This is a genomic window from Apilactobacillus pseudapinorum, from assembly GCF_040369555.1.
GTDB lineage: Bacteria > Bacillota > Bacilli > Lactobacillales > Lactobacillaceae > Apilactobacillus.
Genome location: NZ_BAABVU010000022.1, coordinates 111,610 through 136,420, shown reverse-complemented (window position 1 = coordinate 136,420; position 24,811 = coordinate 111,610). Strand labels below are relative to the sequence as shown.

General features: G+C 33.2%; 24 protein-coding genes and 1 pseudogene. 3 read left to right on the top strand and 22 right to left on the bottom strand.

What is annotated here, in order from left to right; translation table 11 throughout:
- Positions 1-19: 19 nt before the first annotated feature.
- On the top strand, positions 20-826 hold the full coding sequence (locus tag ABWU86_RS04480; RefSeq protein ID WP_353321626.1) for a Cof-type HAD-IIB family hydrolase: 807 nt from the start codon (positions 20-22) through the stop codon (positions 824-826).
- Positions 827-854: 28 nt separating this feature from the next.
- On the opposite strand, the gene glpK is transcribed toward ABWU86_RS04480, so the two are convergent.
- Both glpK and ABWU86_RS04470 read right to left on the bottom strand, forming a co-directional pair.
- Complete coding sequence (gene glpK, locus ABWU86_RS04475) at positions 855-2,360, bottom strand: glycerol kinase GlpK (RefSeq protein ID WP_293792736.1); 1,506 nt, start codon at positions 2,358-2,360, stop codon at positions 855-857.
- A gap of 18 nt (positions 2,361-2,378) precedes the next feature.
- A complete protein-coding gene (locus ABWU86_RS04470; protein ID WP_353321623.1) occupies positions 2,379-2,567 on the bottom strand; it encodes a 2-hydroxymuconate tautomerase in 189 nt (62 codons plus the stop codon).
- 117 nt (positions 2,568-2,684) lie between these two features.
- Between ABWU86_RS04470 and ABWU86_RS04465 the strand changes: the two genes are divergently transcribed.
- On the top strand, positions 2,685-4,115 hold the full coding sequence (locus ABWU86_RS04465) for a C69 family dipeptidase (RefSeq protein WP_435370533.1): 1,431 nt from the start codon (positions 2,685-2,687) through the stop codon (positions 4,113-4,115).
- Between the two features lie 96 nt (positions 4,116-4,211).
- On the opposite strand, the gene rplS is transcribed toward ABWU86_RS04465, so the two are convergent.
- The 15 genes and pseudogenes from rplS to ABWU86_RS04390 form a co-directional block, all read right to left on the bottom strand.
- The gene (gene rplS / locus ABWU86_RS04460; protein WP_053950017.1) at positions 4,212-4,568 is read right to left on the bottom strand and encodes a 50S ribosomal protein L19; all 357 of its coding nucleotides are present in this window, start codon (positions 4,566-4,568) and stop codon (positions 4,212-4,214) included.
- A gap of 124 nt (positions 4,569-4,692) precedes the next feature.
- Positions 4,693-5,439 (bottom strand): tRNA (guanosine(37)-N1)-methyltransferase TrmD, encoded by a 747-nt coding sequence (gene trmD, locus ABWU86_RS04455; RefSeq protein WP_353321714.1) that lies wholly within the window; start codon positions 5,437-5,439, stop codon positions 4,693-4,695.
- Positions 5,429-5,953, bottom strand: coding sequence for a ribosome maturation factor RimM (gene rimM / locus ABWU86_RS04450; protein WP_293792740.1), 525 nt, complete (start codon positions 5,951-5,953; stop codon positions 5,429-5,431). The genes trmD and rimM overlap by 11 nt, the downstream gene beginning before the upstream one ends.
- A gap of 54 nt (positions 5,954-6,007) precedes the next feature.
- A complete protein-coding gene (locus ABWU86_RS04445) occupies positions 6,008-6,265 on the bottom strand; it encodes a KH domain-containing protein (RefSeq protein ID WP_053950020.1) in 258 nt (85 codons plus the stop codon).
- Between the two features lie 14 nt (positions 6,266-6,279).
- Positions 6,280-6,555 (bottom strand): 30S ribosomal protein S16, encoded by a 276-nt coding sequence (gene rpsP / locus ABWU86_RS04440; RefSeq protein ID WP_053950021.1) that lies wholly within the window; start codon positions 6,553-6,555, stop codon positions 6,280-6,282.
- Between the two features lie 110 nt (positions 6,556-6,665).
- A complete protein-coding gene (gene ffh / locus ABWU86_RS04435; RefSeq protein WP_293792752.1) occupies positions 6,666-8,144 on the bottom strand; it encodes a signal recognition particle protein in 1,479 nt (492 codons plus the stop codon).
- A gap of 14 nt (positions 8,145-8,158) precedes the next feature.
- Positions 8,159-8,500, bottom strand: a complete 342-nt coding sequence (locus tag ABWU86_RS04430) for a putative DNA-binding protein (protein ID WP_293792754.1) — start codon at positions 8,498-8,500, stop codon at positions 8,159-8,161.
- A gap of 21 nt (positions 8,501-8,521) precedes the next feature.
- Positions 8,522-9,436 (bottom strand): annotated as a pseudogene (ftsY, locus tag ABWU86_RS04425) (signal recognition particle-docking protein FtsY); the annotation flags it as partial.
- A 180-nt stretch (positions 9,437-9,616) separates the two neighbouring features.
- A complete protein-coding gene (smc, locus tag ABWU86_RS04420; RefSeq protein WP_353321617.1) occupies positions 9,617-13,168 on the bottom strand; it encodes a chromosome segregation protein SMC in 3,552 nt (1,183 codons plus the stop codon).
- Positions 13,169-13,188: 20 nt separating this feature from the next.
- Positions 13,189-13,881, bottom strand: coding sequence for a ribonuclease III (gene rnc, locus ABWU86_RS04415; RefSeq protein WP_053950025.1), 693 nt, complete (start codon positions 13,879-13,881; stop codon positions 13,189-13,191).
- A 62-nt stretch (positions 13,882-13,943) separates the two neighbouring features.
- Positions 13,944-14,192 (bottom strand): acyl carrier protein, encoded by a 249-nt coding sequence (acpP, locus tag ABWU86_RS04410; RefSeq protein WP_293792757.1) that lies wholly within the window; start codon positions 14,190-14,192, stop codon positions 13,944-13,946.
- Positions 14,193-14,241: 49 nt separating this feature from the next.
- Complete coding sequence (plsX, locus tag ABWU86_RS04405) at positions 14,242-15,282, bottom strand: phosphate acyltransferase PlsX (RefSeq protein WP_293792758.1); 1,041 nt, start codon at positions 15,280-15,282, stop codon at positions 14,242-14,244.
- A gap of 16 nt (positions 15,283-15,298) precedes the next feature.
- Positions 15,299-17,332: an ATP-dependent DNA helicase RecG gene (recG, locus tag ABWU86_RS04400; protein ID WP_293792759.1), complete on the bottom strand. Its 2,034-nt coding sequence runs from the start codon at positions 17,330-17,332 to the stop codon at positions 15,299-15,301.
- Between the two features lie 57 nt (positions 17,333-17,389).
- Positions 17,390-19,051: a DAK2 domain-containing protein gene (locus ABWU86_RS04395; protein ID WP_293792760.1), complete on the bottom strand. Its 1,662-nt coding sequence runs from the start codon at positions 19,049-19,051 to the stop codon at positions 17,390-17,392.
- A gap of 16 nt (positions 19,052-19,067) precedes the next feature.
- The gene (locus ABWU86_RS04390) at positions 19,068-19,427 is read right to left on the bottom strand and encodes an Asp23/Gls24 family envelope stress response protein (RefSeq protein WP_053950030.1); all 360 of its coding nucleotides are present in this window, start codon (positions 19,425-19,427) and stop codon (positions 19,068-19,070) included.
- A gap of 227 nt (positions 19,428-19,654) precedes the next feature.
- Here ABWU86_RS04390 and rpmB point away from each other — a divergent pair, with 227 nt between their 5' ends.
- Entirely contained in the window at positions 19,655-19,840 is a 186-nt protein-coding gene (gene rpmB, locus ABWU86_RS04385) for a 50S ribosomal protein L28 (RefSeq protein ID WP_053950031.1), read from the top strand.
- Between the two features lie 80 nt (positions 19,841-19,920).
- Here rpmB and ABWU86_RS04380 read toward each other — a convergent pair whose 3' ends face one another.
- The 5 genes from ABWU86_RS04380 to ABWU86_RS04360 are packed head-to-tail and all read right to left on the bottom strand — an operon-like array spanning position 19,921 to position 24,809.
- A complete protein-coding gene (locus ABWU86_RS04380) occupies positions 19,921-20,571 on the bottom strand; it encodes a thiamine diphosphokinase (RefSeq protein ID WP_353321613.1) in 651 nt (216 codons plus the stop codon).
- 2 nt (positions 20,572-20,573) lie between these two features.
- A complete protein-coding gene (gene rpe, locus ABWU86_RS04375; RefSeq protein WP_293792763.1) occupies positions 20,574-21,224 on the bottom strand; it encodes a ribulose-phosphate 3-epimerase in 651 nt (216 codons plus the stop codon).
- A gap of 10 nt (positions 21,225-21,234) precedes the next feature.
- Entirely contained in the window at positions 21,235-22,134 is a 900-nt protein-coding gene (gene rsgA, locus ABWU86_RS04370) for a ribosome small subunit-dependent GTPase A (RefSeq protein ID WP_293792765.1), read from the bottom strand.
- 42 nt (positions 22,135-22,176) lie between these two features.
- Positions 22,177-24,066: a Stk1 family PASTA domain-containing Ser/Thr kinase gene (pknB, locus tag ABWU86_RS04365; protein ID WP_353321610.1), complete on the bottom strand. Its 1,890-nt coding sequence runs from the start codon at positions 24,064-24,066 to the stop codon at positions 22,177-22,179.
- Positions 24,063-24,809, bottom strand: a complete 747-nt coding sequence (locus ABWU86_RS04360; protein WP_353321608.1) for a Stp1/IreP family PP2C-type Ser/Thr phosphatase — start codon at positions 24,807-24,809, stop codon at positions 24,063-24,065. The genes pknB and ABWU86_RS04360 overlap by 4 nt, the downstream gene beginning before the upstream one ends.
- Positions 24,810-24,811: the final 2 nt, after the last annotated feature.

Sequence of the window (24,811 nt, the reverse complement as noted above, 5' to 3'; positions counted from 1 at the left end):
CGCGAGGTGAAACAACTATATGGATAAGAAACTTATCGCAATTGATTTAGATGGAACTACTTTAAACAATAATTCCGAAGTTTCACAAAAAACGGTTAATACTTTAAATAAGGTAATGGATTTAGGCCACGTTGTCAATATTGTAACTGGTCGTCCACCCCGTCTAGTTACAGACATCTATAATGAAATTGGTTTAGACAATCCATTAATCAGTTTTAATGGAAGCCTTGGTTACAATCCATTAGCAAAATGGAATCACGCTTATGAATACAACATTGAAAGAGATGTTGTGTTTGATATTTTAAGCCATGCTGATGAATTAGGTATTAACCTAATGGCTGTTGAAGGTAAAAAACTCTTTTTAGCTAATCATGAAGCTAACAATGAGATTGGTTTTTTTCCAACTCATTTAGCTCCTGAAGAATTTGTGACCGAAGAAAACTTAACAGAAGATCCTGTTTGTTTAACACTACAAATTAATCCTGATAAGATGAACAAATTTGTTGATTACATTAACGATAATTATGGTGACACATTGCAAATCTCTCCTTGGGGTGGTCCCGATTCAATCGTTGAATTGGCAGCGAAGGACATTTCTAAGAAAACTGGTTTAGAAGTATTGTCTGATTACTATGGCATTAGCCAAGAAAATATCATCGCATTTGGTGATGAATTTAATGACGAAACCATGTTGAAGTATGCTGGATTGGGAGTGGCGATGAAGAATGGTCAACCTAAGATTAAAGCATTAGCCGATGACATTACTGAATACGATAATGATCAAAATGGTTTAGCGAGATATTTAGAAGAATATTTTGAAATTTAAAAAGACTTGATATAAAATCAAGTCTTTTTTATTTGTCTGGATGAAACATTTGCGTGCTTTTAACAGCTAATTGCCATCCCTGATAATATTTATGACGATCATCTTCGCTCATTTCTGGATTAAATAAGCTTTGATTAGGCTTTAATTGTTTGATTTCAGCAATATCTCTCCAAAAGCCAACTGCTAAACCAGATAAGTATGCTGCTCCTAATGCGGTTGTTTCAGCAATATATGAACGTTCAATTGACGTATTTAAGATATCCGCTTGAAATTGCATTAGATAATTATTTTGTGCAGCCCCACCATCAACTTTAAGATGTTTTAGGTCTAGTTGGGTATCTTCTACCATAGTATTAACAACATCCTTAGTTTGAAAAGCTAAGGAATCTAATGTTGCTTTTACCAAGTCCTCTTTAGAAGTTCCACGAGTTAAGCCAAAAATAGCGCCACGACTGTCTTGATCCCAATATGGAGCTCCTAATCCAGTAAAGGCAGGAACAACATAGACATCATGGTCGTTTGAAGACGCTAATGCTAACGCTTCAGTTTCCTTTGCATCATTTATGAGACGTAATCCGTCTCTTAACCATTGAATGGCAGATCCTGCGACGAATACACTTCCTTCTAGGGCGTAGTTTATCTCGCCATTGATTCCATATGCAATCGTCGTTAATAATCCATTATCAGATATGACTGGCTTATCACCTGTATTCATAACGATGAATGAACCAGTTCCATAGGTGTTTTTAATACTTCCTGGTTCTAAACACAATTGACCAAACAATGCAGCTTGTTGATCTCCGGCAATCCCTGAAATGGGAATTTGGACTCCGTAAAAAGTATAACCAGCAGTGTACCCATATATTTCTGATGATGATTTGACTTCCGGTAGGATTTCCTTGGGAATATCTAAAATATTTAGAATTTCTTCGTCCCAATTTAAATCATGAATGTTATATAACATTGTTCTACTAGCATTTGAAACATCAGTAGCATGTACATGTCCACCTGTTAGTTTCCATAAAATCCAAGTATCAATCGTTCCAAATAATAAGTCACCACTGTTAGCTTTATCTCGTGCTCCCGGAACATTATCCAACAACCACTTTATTTTAGTTGCTGAAAAGTATGAATCAATCACTAACCCGGTCTTTTGATGAATTAAATCAGTATACCCTGATTCTTTTAAATCATTTGCAATATGACTGGTTTGCTTAGACTGCCAAACAATCGCGTTATGAATTGGTTCACCAGTTACACGATCCCACATAACCGTGGTTTCACGTTGATTGGTTATACCGATCCCTCTGACCTTATATGGTGGGATTTTTGATTGAATTAACGATTCTGATATTACCGTTTGCACAGCGTCCCAAATTTCTTCAGCATCATGTTCAACCCATCCTGAATGTGGAAAATGTTGAGTGATTTCTTTCTGTGCCTTACTAACAACATTACCTTCATGATTAAAGATCATTGCACGAACACTAGTAGTACCTTCGTCTATCGACATTATATATTGTTCGTTCTTCATAATTATTCCTTAATCTAATTAGTCTTCGTCACTTTTTAATTTTCCAGCAACACTGTAATTACTCTTCTTCATTTCGTTTAATACGATATGAACGTGTTCAGCTGGAGCACCAGTGTTTTTTACGATTGCATCAGTAACGTCAGCTACTAATCCTTTTAGTTGTTCTTCGTTTCTTCCTTCAATTAAATCAATATGTACTAATGGCATAATCATTCTCCTAACTCTGTACTTTAGTCTGATTATACTTTAAATACCTATATAGTTCAATTTTTAGCCTAGTTAATGTACAATAAATTAAATACATAAAAAAGAGGAAGTGTGAAAATGCCAAAGTTTCCAGAATATGATGCATGTACCAGTATTTTAGTTGGTAAGAATGCATCTGTAGATGGTTCTACTATGATTGGTAGAAACGAAGATTGTAAAGCCACTTGGCCAAAGCATTTTATTGTTCATCCACATAAAGAATATAAAGAAGAACAACTATTTAAAGCCAAAGAAAATGGCTTCTCTTGCACTTTACCTAAGGTTAGATATAAATACACTGCAACTCCTGAATGGACCGATAAAGAAGGTTTATTTGAAGAAGAAGGTATTAACGAAAAAGGTGTTGCAATGAGTGCAACGGAAAGTGCTTATTCTAATAGTTATGTATTAGGATATGATCCTTTACTTGAAGATGGTATTTCAGAAGCATCCATCGTTACTGTCGTTTTACCATATGCTGATTCAGCAAGGGACGCAGTTAATCGTCTTGGCGAAATCGTAAGCACTCATGGTGCTGCTGAAAGTAATGGAATTCTATTTTCTGATGCAGATGAAGTGTGGTACTTTGAAATTGGTTCCGGACATCACTGGGTTGCAATGAAGATTCCTGATGACTCCTATGCTGTTGTATCAAATCGTTTAGCAATTCAAGAAATTGACTTTACCGATAATGATAACTTTGCTTGGTCAAAAGATATCCTTGCTTTTGTTAACGACAACAAACTAAATAAAGCTAATGATGGTACTTTTAACTTCAGAGAAATATTTGGTACTCGTAGTGAATCAGATTTATACTACAACAATCCACGTGTCTGGTATGGTCAAAGAATGTTTAATCCTGAAATCACACAAGATCCAGAAGATTATGATATGCCTTTCGTTAGAAAGCCATCTAAATTAATATCTGTTCAAGATGCAAAGGATTTCTTAGCATCACATTATGAAGGAACAGAATTTGATCCAGTTGGAAAAGGCCCTATTGAATCACGTAAAAGATACAGACCTATTAGCTTAGCTAAAGCACAGGAATCACATGTTTTACAAATCAGACCTAACCTCCCAATTGAAGTAAGCGGTATTCACTGGTTATCAATGGGTGTAGCAGCACAAAGTGTATTTGTGCCATTCTTTGCAGGAATCAATGATACGCCAAAAGAATATAAAATTGGTGATATGACATATGACCCTAAGTCTGCATACTGGATTTTCAAATTAGTAGGTGTGCTACTAGATCCACACTACAATCATTTTGTAGATGTTGTTGGTGATGTTCAAGAAAGATTAAATATCTCGTTCCAACAAAAAATTAATCAAGTTGATGCTAAAGCAACTGATTTAGATCATCACGAATTAAGTGAATACACAACTAAAATTAGTAATGAATGTGCTGAATTAGCAATGAATAGTTATCAAAACCTTGCTTATAAATTAATTGCTGCTTCAACTGATTTTTCAAAATTAAACTATAATACTGATGAAAATCTATAATTAAAAAAGAGTGCTAATCAGCACTCTTTTTATGTACAAAAAAACAGGTATGAAATTAAATTCAATACCTGTTTTTGTTTAGATATAAAGTTTATCTTAACGACGACGTGCTTCTTTAATACGAGCAGCCTTACCGTGACGTTCACGTAGGTAGTATAGCTTAGCACGACGAACAGCACCGCGACGAGTTACTTCTAATTTAGCAACACGTGGTGAGTGAAGTGGGAAGATACGTTCAACACCTACACCTGAAGTGATCTTTCTAACAGTGTAAGTAGCTTGAATACCTGAACCGTGACGTTTGATAACAACACCTTCGAATACTTGGATACGTTCGTTGCTACCTTCAACAACCTTAACAGATACTTTAACAGTATCTCCGGCTCTAAATTCTGGAACATCACTCTTAAGTTGTTCCGCGTTAATCTTTGAGATTAATTCGTTTTGACGCATAAAAAATAACATCCTTCCAACTAGCATTCATGTCTTCCAAAGCAACAGCGGAATACCGTTTTATTTAACTATAAAAATAGTCAATTAGAATAATATCATAACCATTATTGATTGTAAAGGTCTATTATTCTTCCTCTATTTTTACTTCAGCTAATAATTTTTTCTGTAAATCAGTTAATTTACTATAATCGATTAAATCTGGTCGACGTTTGTATGTCTTTCTTAGTGATTCTTTTTGTCGCCATTCTTCAATTTTTTGGTGATTCCCACTAGTTAATACATCAGGAACTTTCATACCTCTAAAGTCAGCTGGTCGCGTATACTGCGGATACTCTAACAGTCCGCTAGAGAAAGAATCCCCTGGTGCTGATTCATCGTTTCCTAACACATTATCTAGCAATCTAGCAGTAGCATCAATCATTACCATTGCTGGTAATTCTCCACCAGTAAGAACAAAATCGCCTAAAGAATATTCATCAGTAACCAATGACTTAATTCTTTCATCATATCCTTCATAATGACCACAAATAAAAGTCAAATGGTCCTCTTTCGCTAATTCTTCAGCTTCATTTTGGTCAAATTTTTTCCCAGCAGGATCTAACAGAATAATTCTTCCCTTTGATAAACCACTTTCTTGTGCTTTATTTTGAGTTGCTTCTAAGGCATCAAAAATTGGTTGTGCTTGTAATAACATACCAGCACCACCACCAAAAGGATAATCATCCACATTGCCATGCTTATTAGTCGAATAGTCTCTGAAGTTAGTTATTTCAATATCTAAAGCACCTTTATCTTTGGCTTTTCCTAAGATTGAATCACCTAATGGACCTTCAAACATATCAGGAAAAAGGCTTAAGACATCAATCTTCATCATCAAGTCCTCCAGGAATTTCAACAGTAATAACATTATCATCTAAATTAACATCTAAGATAACTGAATCAATCTTAGGTAATAATAAATCAGATTTGTTATCACGTTTTACCACCCACACATCATTAGCCCCTGGTGATAATATTTCCTTAACAGTACCTATCTTATTTCCATCAGTATCAACCACATTTAGACCAATGATTTGGTGATAATAATATTCACCAGGATTTAGGTCATCAGTGTCTAGTTGATCTTCAGCAATTTTCAAAATTGATGGCTTTAAATATTCAACATCGTTAATGGTAGGCTTACCTTTAAAATGAAGTAATATAAAGTTTTTATGACTTCTAACACCATCTATTTCAAGTTTTTCGCTTTTATCTTCGTTTAAAAATGCATAAACCTCATTACCAACTTGAAAACGTTTTTCTGGGAAGTCAGTAATTGACATAACTCTTACTTCACCACGTAGTCCTTGAGTATTTACAATTTTACCAATATTATAAAAATCCATTGTAATTCCCCTTTTTATGTTAAAAAACTCTTAAACAAAACACCAAGGTTTCATTTAAGAGTTTTTATTTTTACTATCGTCAATAATTAATCTAACGCGCTTTTCACCTGAAACACGAGCACTATAAACAATCGTACGAATTGTTTGCGCTACATGGCCCTTTTTACCAATAATTCTACCAACATCAGCAGAATTAGTAATTAGATGATATTCATAAAAACGATCAGATTCACTATGTTCAATAGCAACATCCTCTGGATTTTCCACCAGTGGTTTTACGATTTTTTTAATCAGCTCATCAAAATTAGTCATAACTAGCTATCACTTTATTTCTTTGAGTATTTTGCTTCATGGTACTTCTTCATGATACCAGCTTCAGATAGTAAGTTACGAACAGTATCTGAAGGTTGAGCACCCTTGTTTAACCATTCGAAGATATCATCTTCTTCAAGTTTAACAGTGCTTGGTTCAGTTAATGGGTTGTAAGTACCAACAGTTTGGATAAAACGACCATCACGAGGGCTACGTGAATCAGCAACTACAACACGGTAGAAAGGACGTTTCTTTGAACCCATTCTCTTCAAACGAATTTTAACAGACATTAATAAACACCTCCTGTATTTCTTTTAACGATATTAAATATAACAGTTATTTTGATGCTTGTAAAGGTTTTTTTCTTTACACCATCATTTTTTTACTAAAAGTGATAAAATTAACGCTTTTTGTTTCTCTTGCGTCTATTTTTATTCATCTTCTTGCTAATCTTACGGCTCATTCGTTTCATTGCCATTTCAGACAATTTACCACCAATTCCGCCACCCATACCAGGCATTCCAGGCATATTTGGCATTCCACCCATATTACCCATCATTTGTTCCATTCCTGACATGTTACCGTTAGACATCTTATTCATCATGTCTTTCATTTGATTAAATTGTTTAATCATTCGGTTAACTTCTTGAATTGGACGTCCACAACCTCTTGAAATTCTTCTTCTTCTGGAAGGATTTAATAAGTCTGGGTTATTACGTTCTTCGTATGTCATTGAATAAATAATCGCTTTAATATGTTCTAAATCTTTAGGATCCATATTAACATTCTTCAAAGCCGGATTATTAGCCATCCCTGGAATCATTTTCATAATTTCATCCAAAGGACCCATCTTTTGAATTTGTTCTAATTGATCAAGAAAATCTTCAAATCCAAAAGTGTTATTTTGCATTTTTTCAGCTAATTGTTTAGCCTGTTTTTCATCATAATCATTTTGTGTCTTTTCGATTAATGAAAGAATATCTCCCATTCCAAGAATACGAGATGCCATTCTATCAGGGTGGAATACATCTAGAGCTTCCATCTTTTCACCTTGACCAATAAACTTAATTGGCTTTTGGGTTACTTCTCTAATAGAAAGAGCTGCCCCACCACGAGTATCACCATCTAACTTAGTTAGTACTACCCCGGTGATATCTAGTGCTTCATTAAAACCTTCAGCAGTATTGACAGCGTTTTGACCAGTCATTGCATCGACAACTAATAAGATTTCATCTGGATTAGTTAGCGCTTTAATTTCTTTTAACTCATCCATTAATTTTTCATCGATTTGAAGACGACCAGCCGTATCAATTAAAACATAATCATTATGTTCTTCTCTAGCTTTAGCCATCCCGTTTTTAACGATTTCAACTGGATTAACATCTGTTCCTTGTTGGAAAACTGGAACGTTAATTTGTTTTCCGACAGTTTCTAATTGATCAATGGCAGCAGGACGGTAAACGTCGGCTGCAATTAGAAGTGGACGTGCATTTTCTTCTTTTTGAAGTTTCAATGCTAATTTACCAACTGTAGTAGTTTTACCTGCCCCTTGAAGACCGGCCATCATAATAACAGTTGGAATCTTATCGGATTTATTAAGAGGAACAGCTTCTTCCCCCATAGTCTTTGTTAATTCTTCATTAACAATCTTAACAATTTGTTGTGCTGGATTTAATCCTTCTAAAACTTCAGCTCCACGTGAACGTTCTTGTACTCGTTTAACGAAATTTCTCACAACAGTGAAGTTAACATCGGCTTCTAAAAGCGCTAGTCTAATTTCACGCATTGTTTCTCTTAGGTCAGCTTCTGAAACTTTCCCTTTTCCACGTAAATTACGCATCGCTTTTTGAAGTCGTTCTGTTAATCCTTCAAATGCCATTTATTTCACCACTTTCATCTTTCTTCTGTGTTTTCTAATTCATCAACAAGTTGATTTAATTTTGCATCATCACTATATTCTTTTCTAACATAATTTCTGATTGCGTCAGTTTGTTGATTTCTCTTTTGAAAATCAGCATATAAATGTAATTGATCTTCATATTTTTCCAGAATAACTTCTGTTCGTCTTATATTATCATAAACCGCTTGTCGGCTCACATTAAACTCTTCTGATATTTCACCTAAAGAATAGTCATCAGCATAATAAAGTTGAATATAGCTATCCTGTTTACTAGTTAGTAACGGTCTATAGAACTCAAATAAAGAATTAATCCGATAATTTTTTTCGATTTCCATTAAATCAATCCTTCCGAAGGACTACTTAATTAATCCTTTAAATAATCCGTAAATAAAATCATTTGCGTCAAACTGTCTTAAATCAGTAACTTTTTCACCCAATCCAACATATTTAACTGGTAGGTGCAATTCGTTTCTAATTGCTAGAACAATTCCACCCTTAGCAGTCCCATCTAACTTAGTTAAAACAATTCCAGAAACTGCTGTGGTTTCTTTAAATAACTTAGCTTGGCTAAGTGCATTTTGGCCAGTAGTTGAATCTAAAACTAAAAGAACTTCATGAGGGGCATCAGGAATTTCCCTAGTTAACACCTTTTTCATTTTAGCTAGTTCGTTCATTAAGTTAACCTTATTTTGCAATCTACCAGCAGTATCAACGAATAAAATATCATAATTTTCATCTTTAGCTTTATGAACAGCTTCATAAACAACAGCTGACGGATCGCTTTGTTCTTCTTTTTTCACGATATCAACGCCGTCTCTTTTAGCCCATTCATCAAGTTGTTGAATTGCTCCTGCTCTAAATGTATCTGCCGCAGCTAACAATACCTTTTTACCAGCATTCTTATACATGTTTGCCATTTTACCAATAGTGGTTGTCTTTCCAACACCATTAACTCCAACAAATAAAATGACAGTTGGACCTTCACTTGCAAACTGAATATCAGGATTTTCATCATTACCGTTTTCATCATAAATGTTAATCATTTGTTGAATAATAACATTTTGAACTTCATCCCTACTTTTAGCATTTTGTAACTTAACCTCATCTCTCAATTGATCAGTTAAGTTAACAGCCATTTCATAACCAACATCTGATTCAATTAAAGTGTCTTCTAAATCTTCGAAGAATTCTTCATCAACACTTCTAAAATTAGCAAATAATTGGTTTAAACGGTCACCAAAGGTAGTTCTTGATTTCTCTAATCCATCTGTAAATTTTTCTTGTGATCCATCCGCATCTTCTTGAACTTCAGTATCTACTGAACTAGTTTCATCAGGAGTAACTTCAGCATCTTTTACGATGTCTTGATTTTCATTTACATCATTTGTTGAATCTTGAATCTTTTGTTCATCATTACTTTTTTTCTTAAAAACATCAAATAATCCCATTGGTTATCCCTCCGATGCATTGTACTTGTTAAGATTTGCTGTAACTACTTTAGAAACACCTGAGTTTTGCATAGTTACACCATACAATGTATTTGCATAAACCATTGTTTCTTTTCTATGGGTAATCACGATAAACTGTGTTCCATCATCCAATTTCGTCATGTAATGTGCGTATCTATCAACATTTTCAGCATCTAACGCGGATTCTGCTTCATCCAAGATACTAAATGGAACTGGTTTTACCTTAAGCACCGCAAAAAGTAACGCAATTGCAGTTAATGCCTTTTCTCCACCAGACAATAATGACATATGTCTATACTTTTTGCCAGGAGGCTGTGCCATAATCTCAATTCCAGTTGTCAAAAGATCATTTGGATTGGTTAAAACTAGTTTAGCTTTCCCACCACCAAAAATTTCATTATAGACTTTTGAAAATTGATAAGCGATTGCTTCAAATGTTTCTGAAAACTTCTTTTCAACTGTTACGTCGATTTTATTCATCGTATCAGTTAATTGTTGACTTGAATTCTTAAGGTCATCAGATTGTTGAACCAAAAATTCATAACGTTTAGAAACTTCTTTGTATTCATCGATTGAAGAAACATTAACAATTCCCAAACTATCGATTTCTCGCTTCAATTGTGCAATTCTATTTTTAATATTTTCAACACTATCATCGATGACAATATCATCAATATCTTTTATGTCTACTTCATATTTACCAACCAACTGTTGTTTTAAATTAACAAGCTGACCTTTTAATTGATCAAACTTATTAACTTGCTTATTTAAATAGTTTTGCTGGCTAATAGAATCTTTACTTAATTTATCAATTTGTTCTTCAATTTCTTTGATGCTATTTTGGTGCTCATCAATTGCAGATTTACATTGTTCTAAATCTTCTTGAGTTGATTGAATACTTTCATTAACTTTCTTAATCTCACTATCTTGGTTAGCGGATAACATATTATTACTAATAGCTTCGTTTAACTCATCGATAGTTTCTTTTTCATCATCGATTTCAGATCCAAGTCTATCGAAATCTTCAATTAAATTAGCTTTTTGATCTCTTAAATTAGAAAGTTTTTCCTTTTGAACAATTAATTTTTCCCTAGTACTTTGAATTTCAGAAACGTTAGATTCTTTCATTTTTTCAAGCGTTTCAATCTTTTCAGATACATCACGAGATTGTGATTGATTGTTTAATAAGTCTAAATTCAATTGTTCTTTTAGTTTTTCATTTTGTTGTTTCTTTTCTTCAATATCATCTTCAAAAAGTCCACCAATTGATAGTTTAACAGCTTTTAACTCACGTTGCTTTCTTTCCAACGTATCCTTAGCAAAGCTAACTTTATTCTTGCTAATATCGACTAAACCAGCGGCATCCCTTTGTTGTTGATAATATTGTTCAATTTCATCATTGATTGATTGTAGCTTTGCTTGTGCTTCATTAAGTTCCTTTTCAAGACCTTCAGCAATTGTTTTACCTTTAGCGAATTCTTTTTCTAATTCAACTAAATTGTTTTTTTGCGTTAAAACGCCGTCGAATTGCTTCTTATTCGTACCACCAGTAATAGAACCACCAGCATTAACCAATTCTCCATTTAAGGTAACAATGCGGTTAGAATGTCTGATTTGATTACTAAGTTGAGTGGCAGAACTTAAGTCTTTAGTAACAATTAAATTACCAAGAAGGTGCGCAGTAACTGCATCTAATTTGGAATCGATTGAAACCAATTGGTTACCAATGCCGACAAAACCATTATTTTGCTGACAAGCAGCTAAAACATTGTTATTAACGCTTCTTCTACTAATTTCATTAATTGGTAAAAAGGTAGCACGTCCTAATCGATTATCATTTAAAAACTTAACCGCATTTCGAGCATCTTGATTATTAGCCACCACAATTTGTTGTAATTGATTTCCAAGCGCAGTTTCAATTGCTTTAGTATATTCAGCTGGAACTTTTATAAAGTCAGAAACTGAGCCCAAAACTCCGCTTAATTTATTTTTGTTATTTAGAACACTTTGCGCACCTTTAAAGAAATTACTGTGATCATTTTGCAGATTGTTTAAACTGTTGTATTTAATCTTGATACTTTGGTTTCTTTCAAGTGCTTTATACCAATTATCTTGAATTCTAGCGGCATCATTTTTTAATTGAACTTGTTCTTTATGATACTTATCAACTACTTTTTTACTATCTTCATATTTGGCCAGGTTATCTTGGTACTCTTGATTCAATGAAGAAAGATTTTCTTCTAATTGATTAATTTCATCATTAATGCCTGCAATCTTTTGTCTATTAGTATCACTTTGGACATCAGCTTGCTTTTGTGTCTTTTCTAAATAAGTACTTTCATTATTAACGTTGGCAATTTTTTGCATAATAGCAACGTATTCGCCACGAAGAGATTCATATTCATCCCTCTTATCTGATATTGATTTGTTAATAGTTTCTTCATCTAACGATCCTAATTTTTCATTGATAATTGAAATTTCACTATTTACCTTTTCAATTTCAGCATTAATTTCTTTTTCTTTTTGTTCTAAACCACTCAATTGTGCCTTCAATTTATTTAAGGCATCTTTATGTTCAACCAGACTACTTTTCTTAAATTCAATTTCTTGTTTAGAAAGGTTTTGTTGTCCTGAAAGTTGTTCAATTTTCTTAGTGTAGTTTAATAACGCATCTTGTTGTTGTTCTTTTTTGGACAACAATTCAGATAATTGAGTATTAAGATTTTTCTTTTCAGTACTTAATCTATCTAAATCAGTACTGATAGTTTCAGCATTTTGTTCTTCTTCTTGAATGATTTTCCCAGTAGCATTAAATTCAATTCCTAGACTATTTAATTCAAGGGCAATTCGAGAAATATCATATTGTTTCAATTCCTTTTTCAAATCAAGGTATTTAACTGCCGTAGAACTTTGTTCTTTTAACTGATCATTTCGATCCTTAAGTTCAAAGATAATATCTTCAACACGATCTAAATTTTCATGTGTTTGTTGTAATTTAAGGTTAGCATCATGCTTTTGTTGCTTATACTTATAAACTCCTGCTGCAGTTTCGATAATTGATCTTCTATCTTCAGGCTTGCTGTTAAAGATGTCTTCAACGCTTCCTTGAGAAATAATGGAGAAAGATCCAATTCCCATCCCGGTATCCATAAAAAGATTATTGATGTCTTTTAATCGACATTCTGAGTTATTAATTAAGTATTGGCTTTCACCAGAACGATATAGTCTTCTAGTGATAATTATTTCTGAATAAGGACTATTGATGTATTGATCTGAATTATCTAGAGTTAATTTAACTTCTGCACGATTTACTGGATTATGTGTACTTGAACCTGAAAAAATAACATCAGACATTTTAGTACCACGCAGTGTTTTAGATGATTGTTCACCTAAAGCCCATCTAATTGCCTCAATTACGTTACTTTTACCACTACCGTTAGGTCCTACAATTGCAGTTAAACCATCAGTGAAACTAATTGTTGTTTTATTTGCAAAGGACTTAAATCCAGCAATTTCCAATGATTTTAACTTCAATGTATTTTCTCCATCCTGTTTTATTCTGTGAGTTTATTAATCGCTTTTTTCGCAGCTCCTTGTTCGGCATTCTTTTTAGAATGTCCTTCACCGACACCTTTTTCAACCCCATCAATGGTAACTGAAACCTTAAAGCGACGATCATTTTCAGGTCCGTTTTCATCGAGTAGGTTATATACAATTTCTACTGGTCCGTTTGCTTGTGCCAATTCTTGTAATTCTGTTTTGTGATCAAAGAATTCATCAAACCATCCCTCATCTAATTTAGGAAAAATTACTTGATGACAAAACTTAACTACTGGTTCCATTCCTTGGTCTAAGTAAACCGCACCAATGAAAGATTCAAAAATATCACAAAGCAAAGAATCACGGCTTCTTGCTTGTGCTTTTTCTTCACCTTTACCTAATCTAATGTATTTATCAAAATGACATTCTCTGGCAAAACTACTAAAACTTTGCTCATTCACCATTGCAGCTCTTAGTCTAGTAAGTCTACCTTGTGGTAAATTAGGGAATCTCTTGTAAATATATTCTGAGACAACTAGTTCATACACAGCGTCACCTAAGAATTCGATTCTTTCATAAAACTTTAGATTTTTGCCTGGATGTTCATTCACGTATGAGGCTTGAGTAAAAGCTTCATCTAATAATGATTCATCCTTGAATTTTATATTAAATTTTTTCTCTAATAGATCATCAAATTCTTTTTCCAAACTAACTCCTCCAGTTATTAATACAACAAAAGACGATTACTATTGAGTAATCGCCTTTTTAATTATTTGTTATCAGCGTTAGACATAACGTAGTCTACGGCTTCATCAATAGTTTTAATATTTTCAGCATCTTCATCTGAAATATCAGTACCAAATGCACTTTCTAGAGACAATACAAATTCAACGAAATCAATTGAATCAGCATCTAAATCATTTTGAAAGTTTAAATCACCTTTGATGGTAGTTCTATCAATTCCAAATTGTTCAGCTACTAAATCAGCAATTTTATTAAATACTTCTTCTTTTGTCATAACTTATCTCCTTCAAATCGTAAATAATATAATTAATTATAACAGATATTTAGTTGTTTTTCGCGTTTTGTTTGATTTGTTGCATATCATCAGCATGCTTATCAAAATATTCAACAACATTATCGATTGTCTTTGAATCAATCATTGTCTTGATTTGGAAAATAGTGTTCTTAATGGTTACTGCTTCACTACTACCATGAGCCTTAACAACAGGTGCTTTAGTACCCATTAAAACAGCTCCACCGTATTGTGAGTAATCCATTTCCTTACCAATCTTCTTAAATGTTGGCTTAAGCATTAGAGCACCAACCTTTGATTTAAGACCACCTGACATGATTTCACCTTTAATCAAAGTAAGAAGTGATAATGCAGTACCTTCGATAGCTTTTAGAGCAGCGTTTCCAGTAAATCCATCGGTAACAACAACATCAGCAGCACCATTTAATAGTTCTCTTGATTCAACGTTACCAATAAAGTTTAAGTTCTTGTCATTAGCTAATAATTCGTTAGCTGCCTTATGTAAAGAATCACCCTTGTCAGCTTCAGTACCGTTATTTAATAATCCAATACGTGGGTTTTTGATGTTTCTAACGTTTTCTGCATAATACTTACCCATGAATGCATATTGGTAAAGGTTAAATAGTTTAGATTCAGCGTTTGCACCTACATCTAACATTACAAAGTTATCATGTTCTTCATCATTAATAATTGGTAAAGTAGTTGCCAAACCTGGACGGTCAATTCCTTTAATTCTACCAATAATAAATAAACCAGCAGCTAAAATTGCACCAGTGTTACCAGCTGAGAAAAAGGCGTCTGCTTCTTTATCCTTAACAGCTTGAGCAGCCATATCCAAACTAGAATTTTTCTTTTTCATTACTGCTTTAACAGGTTCTTCACCCATTTCAATAACTTCGTCAGATTGAATTAATTCAATTCTTTCGTTATTTTGGATTAAAGGTTTAACCTTATCGATTTGACCAAATAGCTTAAATTCAATATCAGGATATTGATCTCTAGCCATTTCTACCCCTTTAACTACTTCTAACGGTGCGTTGTCTCCACCCATAGCATCAATTGCAATTTTCATCTTATAAAACTCCTTCTTAGTCAAACATTTTATTATTATTTTTTTGTTGAACGTAACTATATAATTTACTATATTCTGATTCGTTTTGCCAATTATTAGTATTAACCACTAAAATGGCTTCTTGTTGAGCGATGCTCAACATCTTCAAATCAGCTACCGGATCACCAACTTTAAATTCAGGTAGTCCAGATTGCGCTTTTCCCATAATATCACCTGGGCCACGTAATTCCAAATCTTTTTGTGAAATCACAAAGCCATCATTACTTTGTACCATTACGTTCATCCTCTTAACTCCAGTTTCAGTTTTTGGATCAGATACTAACAAGCAATATGACTGACTACTTCCACGACCAACTCTTCCTCGAAGCTGATGAAGTTGTGCTAATCCAAAATGATCAGCGTTAAATACAATCATCATGGTTGCATTACTTACATCAACCCCAACTTCAATAACCGTGGTTGAAACTAATATTTGAAACTCGTTATTTTCAAAACTTCTCATGATAGTATTTTTTTCATCATCTTTCATTCTACCATGAAGTAAACCGACTTTGAAATCAGGCTCAAATAACTTCTGAAAGTTTTCATATATGTTGACAGCATTTTTCATATCAACAGCTTCAGATTCTTCTACTAAAGGCGTTACAACGTAAATTTGTTCACCGCTATTTAGTCGATCCTTAATAAACGGAATCGAATTTTTAAATTGACCTTCTTTAATCCAAGCCGTTTTAACCGGTTGTCGACCATTAGGCAATTCATCAATAATTGAAACATCCATTTCACCATATGATGTAATTGCCAACGTTCTAGGAATTGGTGTCGCTGTCATTGCTAAGACATTAGTCCCATCATTTTTTTCACGCAGAATTTTTCGTTGGTTAACACCAAAACGATGTTGCTCATCGATGATTGCAAGTCCTAAGTTATTATATACCACTGTATCTTGAATTAGTGCATGCGTACCAATAACCAGGTTAATTTCCCCAGAAGCAATTCTAGGTAATAGTTCCTTCTTCGCTGCGGGCTTAGTATCACCAGTTAACAAGGCTACATTTACCTTAGTGTTTTCAAATAACTTAGCTAACTTATTTGCATGTTGTTCTGCTAAGATTTCAGTTGGTGCCATTAATGCGGCTTGATAACCACCATCAATCGTCGCAAGAATAGATAATGCAGCAACGATTGTTTTTCCAGAACCAACATCCCCCTGCAATAATCTATTCATTTGCCGGCTGGATTTCAAATCTGCATATATTTCCTGAACAACTCTTAGTTGTGCTCCTGTGAGCTCAAACGGTAATTCTGCAATAAAATTTTCCATGTCAGCAGCAGAATAATTAATTTCAATTCCCTTATCTTTTTGTTCAGCCATCTTAAGAGATTGTAACTGCATCTGAAATAAAAAGAATTCATTAAATTTAGCTGTTCTTCTAGCAAGCATCGCATCCTGTGTATTTGTTGGGAAATGCATATCATGAATGACTTTAACTTGCTTTTCCAACTTATATTTATCAATAATTTTATTTGGAATAATATCATCAATTGCATCTTTATATTCATCAAAGGCTAATTTAACTAAATCGCTGATAGTCTTTTGACGAATATGCTTATTGGCAGGGTATATCGCATTCATTTCATTATTATCAACAGAAGACAATATTTTGATTCCAGCAAGTGATGCTTTGGCTTTATCAAATCGACCATGAATCAGTACTTCCTTGCCAACTGGTAGTTGTTTCTTTAACCAAGGTTGATTGAAGAAAGTAACCTTTATAACATCGTTATCCACCAATAGTCTTATATTTAAAATGTTTCTTTTACGACCAAAGTGGGCGATAACTGGATCAGCAGCAATTTTTCCTTTTAAAGTTACTTTTTCTTGATCAACAATTTGGGTCAAATCCTTAACTTGAAAATCATCATATCTAAATGGGTAATAAGTTAATAAATCATAAATACTCTTGATTCCAAGTTCTTCCAGTGCCTCAACCTTTTTTGGACCAACGCCTTTTAGAACTGAAACCGAATCATACAAATTTTTCAACATATCACCTCATCTCAAAATATTATTAAAATAAAAAAATCGGAACTATGTCCGATAAATTTATTCGACAGAAATTAAGTATGGATAAACTGGTTGACCACCTTCGTGGACTTCCACTTCTAATTCGTCATCAATAGCTTCTACTTTTTCAGACAAATCATTAGCTTCTTCTTCAGTGATTCCATCACCATAGATAATGGTTACTACTTCACTGTCTTCATCTATCATTTCTTTAATCATTTCGATAGCAGTTTCTGTTAAATCTTTTTTAACAATTTGAATCTTACCATCGATGATACCCATAAAGTCATCTTTATTAATTTTGACACCATCAATTTCTGTATCTCTAACAGCGTGTGTTACATCCCCACTAATTACAGTATCTAACATATCTTCCATTTCAGAAGCGTTATCTTGTAAACTAGCATCAGGATTGAAAGATAACATTGAAGTTAAACCTTGTTGAATCGTTTTAGCATGAACGATTTCTACAGGAATTTCAGCAACGTCAGCGGCCTGTTGAGCTGCCATAAAGATATTTCCATTATTAGGAATGATTAAAGCATTCTTAGCATTGCTGTTGTTGATTGCATCCAAGATATCTTGGGTGCTAGGGTTCATAGTTTGTCCACCCTTAATAACATCAGTAACACCTAAACTAGTGAATAACTCACCAATTCCATCCCCTGAAGCAACTGCAATGATTGCAATGTCTTTAGGTTCTTGCTTAGTGTCATCATTTTCAATGATTGTTTCTTGTTGAAGACGCATATTATCAATTTTAACGTTGGCTAAATCACCAAATTTTTGTCCCCATGAAATAACTTCACCTGGTTGTTCAGTATGAACGTGAACTTTTACGATTTCATCATCATTAACAACTAGTAATGAATCACCGATACCAGCTAAATGTTCATAAAACTTGTCATAATCAAAAGCATATTCAACTTCTTTACCACGACCAATTCTAACCATAACTTGAGTACAATAACCATATACAATGTCATCTGGATTCAACTTACCTTGAGCACTTTCATGACTTTGCTCATGACTTGCATCAATCATTTGATCCATTTCACCAGTATTTGGTTGATGGCTGGTTTCAATTTCTCGACCATTTAAAACATCCGCAAAGGCTTTAATTACAAATACCAAGCCTTGTCCACCAGAATCAACAACACCAACTTGTTTTAAAACTGGTAATAAATCTGGAGTTGATTGAAGTGCCTTTTCTGCAGCATCATATAATGAATCGAATAGTTTTGCTAAATCATTTACATCAGAAGCCTGTCCAGCTTCAGAGATCCCTCTAATTACTGTTAAAATAGTACCTTCAGTAGGTTTCATCACTGAACCATATGCAGTTTTTTCACTATTTTGAAAAGCTTCTACGATATCTTTACCACTTAGAAAATCTTTGTCCTCAACTGATTTAGAAAATCCTCTAAAAATCTGAGATAAAATAACCCCTGAGTTTCCTCGTGCACCCATTAACAATCCTTTAGCTAATGATTGCGCTAATTTACCTACAGATTCACTTGTATCTTTATTTACGTAATCCGCTCCACTTTGGAAAGACATGCTCATGTTAGTTCCTGTATCACCATCTGGGACAGGAAAAACATTTAAAGAATTAATAAACTCTGCATTACTATTAAGGGTTGTAGCAGCGGCTTGAACCATTTGATCAAATTTAGAACTATTTATATTTGAAATAGACACTAAAATGAACCTCCTTTTAATCTAAAACTCTTACTCCTTGAACAACTACATTCACTGAACTTGCGGTAATACCCAGCATTGTTTCTAAATTATACTTAACCTTTGATTGAACATTTTTACATACTTCAGAAATTTTTGTACCGTAGCTAACAATAATGTTAACTTCAATTGCTACATCGTTATCATGTTGAGTAACAACTACACCACGTGAATAATTATCTTTTTTTAGTATTTCATTGAAATTATCTCTAATTTGATTTTTGCTTGCCATTCCGACTACACCATAGTTATCTGTGGCAGCACCACCTACTACGGTTGAAATGACATTATTATCAATATCAATTAATCCATATTCTGTTTTCATTTTTACGGCCATAACAATAGCCTCCTTAAAAGATAGATTTCTTAATATATTCGTAATATAATATTACCACATGTTAAATAAAAGCTAAAGTATTGTTATAATTAATGTTTGAAGCTGTCAAGTATATTCACTTGAAAGAAAACCATTGCAAATTCGGCTTTAATATGCTAAATTATTAAGGTGAGATGTAATAAAAGCAACGCTTTTGATTAGAAATCATTAAAAAGGAGGAATTTCCAATGGCTAAAGATTTTATCAATGGTAAAAGAACTCATTTTGGTAACAAGCGTTCACACGCTTTGAATTCTTCACGTCGTAGCTGGAAGCCAAATCTACAAAAGGTTCGTATCCTTGTAGATGGAAAGCCTAAAAAAGTTTGGGTTAGTGCCCGTACTCTAAAATCAGGTAAAGTTACTCGTGCCTAATTATATTTAAGCTCAACTTACTTATAGTTGAGCTTTTTTTATACGAAAAAAGAGATGACCATGATATTGGTCATCTCTTTTTATTTTTCATCTTTACTTTGAATTACACATAATATTCCTTCATCAAACCAAAAGTTACATTCATCTGTAACGAATTGATTACTAGAATACGCAAAAGCTCTTGGAACAAAATGATTATCCAATGTATATTCTGCATCGTAAATGGATAGATTCATTTTATTCAACGGAATAAAAGCAAGATAATGTTTATTAGCTTCTTTGATTACCTTTCCATCACCGGGAGTGTAATAAGTGATGGTGTTTTGCTTATCGATAATTCTTAACTTAGGAACTATACTCTTATATTTAGGTTCTGTTGCCACTAAGAAGTTAGAGATAAAATGATCAATTCTACCACCTGTCGCACCATAAATATTAATGATATCGGCATTTAACTCTTGATCAGCAATCGTAAGAGCTAACTGGGTATCAGTGTAATCTTTATGTGGATCGAAGGTTCTAATATCGCTAACATGACTTGAAACAATCTTTTGTTCATCAGAACTCATAGAATCAAAATCACCAATCGCTATAACTGGATCTTTGCCTTTTTCGATTAGCCAAAGATTGCCACGATCAACTCCAATCCATTCACCATCGATATCCATATTATTCATTTCATCTGGCCATAAGTCAGTTGGTCCACCAAGTAATAAATTGATTTTTTTCATAACTATTTAGTAGCTTCTTTCATAGTTTGAATTCTTTCGGCTGGGTTATCTGCACCAAATACATAAGAACCAGCAACGGCAACTGTAGCACCTGCATTGGCAGCTGCCTTTACAGTTTCGTTGTTAACCCCACCATCAATTTCGATATCAAAGTCATAGCCTTCAGCTTTTTTAATATCATCTAATTGCTTAATCTTCTTAACAGTTTCATCTAAGAACTTTTGACCACCAAAACCAGGGTTAACAGTCATCACAAGAACTTGATCAACCATGTATAAAACAGGTTTGATTGCTTCAACAGGTGTACCTGGGTTGATAACAACTTCAGCCTTAACACCTTTGTTTTTGATCATTTGTAGGGCACGGTGAATATGTGGAGTGGCTTCAACATGAACACCAATAATATCTGCACCTTTATCTGCAAATTCATCAACAAATCTTTCTGGATTTACAACCATTAAGTGAACATCTAAAACAAGATTTGATATTTTTTTGATTTGTGAAACCCAGTTAGGTCCATAAGAAATTGCTGGTACAAATGAGCCATCCATTACATCAATATGTAATAGTTCTGCATCTGCTTCAACCTTAGCAATATCTCTTTCCAAATTTAAATAATCTGCGCTTAAAATTGATGGTGCTACTTTAATCATCTATAGTTCCTCATTTCTTTTTATTATAAATTGGTTTTTTATTTTTTAAAATGTCATACAACTGAACGTAATCATGATAACGTTCATGGGAAAGCTCGTCATTTTCCAACATAGATTTAATTGCACATCCCGGTTCATTAATATGAACACAACCACGGAATTTACATTTATTAGCATTTTCCCTAAATTCTGGGAAGTAATCTCGTAATTCTTCGGGTTTAATATCAAATGCTTCATATGATGAAAATCCAGGAGTATCTGCAACCAACCCATTATTTATTTCAATAAAACTTACTTTTCTGGTGGTGTGTTTCCCTCTATTTAGAGCGGCTGAGATTTCGCCGGTAGCTAGATTTAAATCTGGAGAAATTTTATTTAGAAGTGTAGACTTCCCTGCACCAGTTTGTCCCATAAATACTGTTTCTTTATGTGCAAACAAGTCTTTAATTTCTTCAACAGATTTATTATTATCGCCTTGATTACTAGGTAAAATAACTTTATATCCAGCATTTTCATAAACAGATTTTACTTCCTTAAAATAATCAAATTGTTGATCATCTAATAAATCAGTCTTAGTGAAATAGATAATTGGAGTAATCTTATTGATTTCTACAGCTACTAATTGACGGTCTAATAGATTGTATGAAAAGTCAGGTTGAACAGCTGACGTTACTACAACCGCTTGGTCAATGTTAGAAATTGGTGGTCTTACTAAAGAATTTTTACGATCAAAAATCTTTAACAAATATCCTTCTTTCGGAGTAGTAGATTCAAATTCAACATTATCACCTACTAAAGGAGTAATCCCTTTCTTTCTAAAATTACCTCTAGCCCTTGTCCTATATATCTTTCCGTCACTAATAATATCATAAAATCCACTTAGGGATTGGAAAATTTTTCCTTCAGCCAATATATCACCTCGACAACATTTCTATTATTATTATACAATTCATTACTTCATTATCAACTGACCATCTCTATATACTTTATATTTAGCATGTTGATGCGCCTTTAAACTATAAGGAATTGTTATTTTTGTACTTTGTTTAATATAAAAGGTTCGATAGACCTTTTCATCTTCGCCATTTTGATTAGCAAAAATGGTTATTTTATTTTTACCGTTTCCATTATCCTTAAATGGTATCGTTAAGGTAACGTCAACGCTATGGCTTAAATTTTTACTATTTTGAATTCCTTTAGAAATCCAAATTTCAATGTTATCACCATACTTAGTTTCTAGTCCCGTCGTAGGATTTTGTTGATAAACTCGTCCTGCTTTTTGACTATTACTCTTTTCGTAGAAATACTTAGCGTTTAAATTGTTTTGTTTAACATATCTTTTAACTTCTGATTCAGTCATACCAATCAAGTTAGCCATTTTAAATGTCTTGGTATTAATTGATACAGTTAAACTAATAGTATCTTTTTGTGGGTTAGCCACAGTCCGTGGTTGAATGCTTTGTTGTAAAACAGTCCCAGACTTAAATTCAGTAGAATATCGATAAGATTGTTGAACATGAAAACCTAATTTAGCTAATCTACCAGCAGCTATATCAATTGACTCGCCAACATAATTATCAACCTTTACTTTTTTATATCCACTACTAACAGTTAGTGCGATACTTGAATGATTGATCATTTTGGTTCCAGTACCAGGATTGGTTGAAATAACATGATTCGCTTGCACTTTACTATCATAAACATATTTAATTTTGCTTACTAATAGATGTGAGTCTTTAAGCTCTTTTTTGGCTTGATTTAAAGTCAGATTTTCAACATTAGGAACCGATACCCTAGTAAAGAATGTGTAGTTAAAGAACAGAAAAATCCCAGATAAAAATATTAAAAGAACTATGATTAACGATAGTTGTTTTAACATCATATGATTGTTGTTACTGTTATCTTCTTGATAATCGTCATCTTTATATTTCTTTAAATCGTTTAAGTTCAACACTTTAGTTTCGCCATTATCGATTTCTCTTTTTGGTGAAATAAAGTGTAGCTTGGGTTCATCAATTCTATCCTTATTCATCGATGTTAGTAAATCATTTTTCATTTCTAAAACATTATTATATCGATCATCTAGTTTTTTAGCTGTCGCTTTAATAACAACATTTTCCAATGCCTGACTAACATTATGATTTTGTTCAATCACTGATGGAATATTTTCATCCGTATGCATCATTGCAATATTTAATGGTGATTCGCCATCAAACGGAACTTTTCCAGTTAGTAATTCATACAAAATAATTCCTAATGAATAAATATCAGATTGTTTGGTGGCTTTCTTTCCTAGTGCTTGTTCAGGAGAAATATAATGTATTGATCCAACTACAGCATTAGTTTGAGTAAACGGAATCTGATTTTCAATTAACGCAATTCCGAAATCAGTAACCTTAACCACTCCATTTTTATCAATTAACACATTTTGTGGTTTTAAATCGCGATGAATAATGCCATGTTGATGAGCTTCATTCACAGCATCAATTAGCTGACTCATAATGGAAATAACTTCATTAGTAGAAATAGGATTGTTTTCTTGAATGTATCGTTTTAAATCATATCCTTCGACATATTCTGTTACTAAATACTGAATATCGTCAGAACGATCCAAATCATATACTTGAACGATATGATCACTATTCAGTTTATTAATCGCTAATTTTTCAAACTTAAAGTGGCGTTTAGCCTTTTGACTTCCCTGGAAATCAAGTCTAATAATTTTGATAGTAACTAATCGATTTTCTTTCAGGTCTTTTGATAAATAAACATTTACCATCCCACCTTCACCAATTTTATCAATAATTTCGTAGCGATCACTTAAAACAAATCCTTTTTTCATAGATGATCACTTCCTAACAAATTATTAATTACAATGGCTGATATATTATCTAATCCACCATTATCATTAGCTTGATTAATAAGCATCTCTAGCTTTTGCTTAGTAGGAACACTATTTTTCAATATTGACTGAATTTTATCGTTATCAATCATTTTAGTTAGTCCGTCACTACATATTAGCAACTCATCATTTGGTTTTATTTGAATCGTAGAAATATCGACTTCAGCGTTGGAAGATACACCTAATCCCTTAACAATTACGTTTTTCATTTCTGAACTAGCAGCTTCTTCGGGTTTAAGTTCACCCTTTTCTACTAAGAAGTTTACATATGAATGATCAATAGTAAGTTGTTGCAATTGTTCATTTCTAAGTAAGTAACATCTACTATCACCTAAATGTGTTAGCATAAATTGATTACCAAAGAACAAAGCAACTACAAGTGTTGTAGCCATCTTGCTTAATGTTTCATCATGCATCCCAATTTCAATAATTTGACTATTGATGTTCTTAATAACATCGCTAAGCCATTCTTTAGTTTCATTGATTGATTTTATTTGATAATTTTCAAACTGACTACCAATATAATCAACCGCCTTTGATGCAGCAATATCACCGCCGTTATTTCCACCAACACCGTCAGCTAAAATTGCAATCATAGCGTTTTGACTATTATAAAAATAACCAATGTAATCTTCATTAGTTGTTCTTTGCTTACCAATAACTGAATTTGCAGCAACTTCCATTA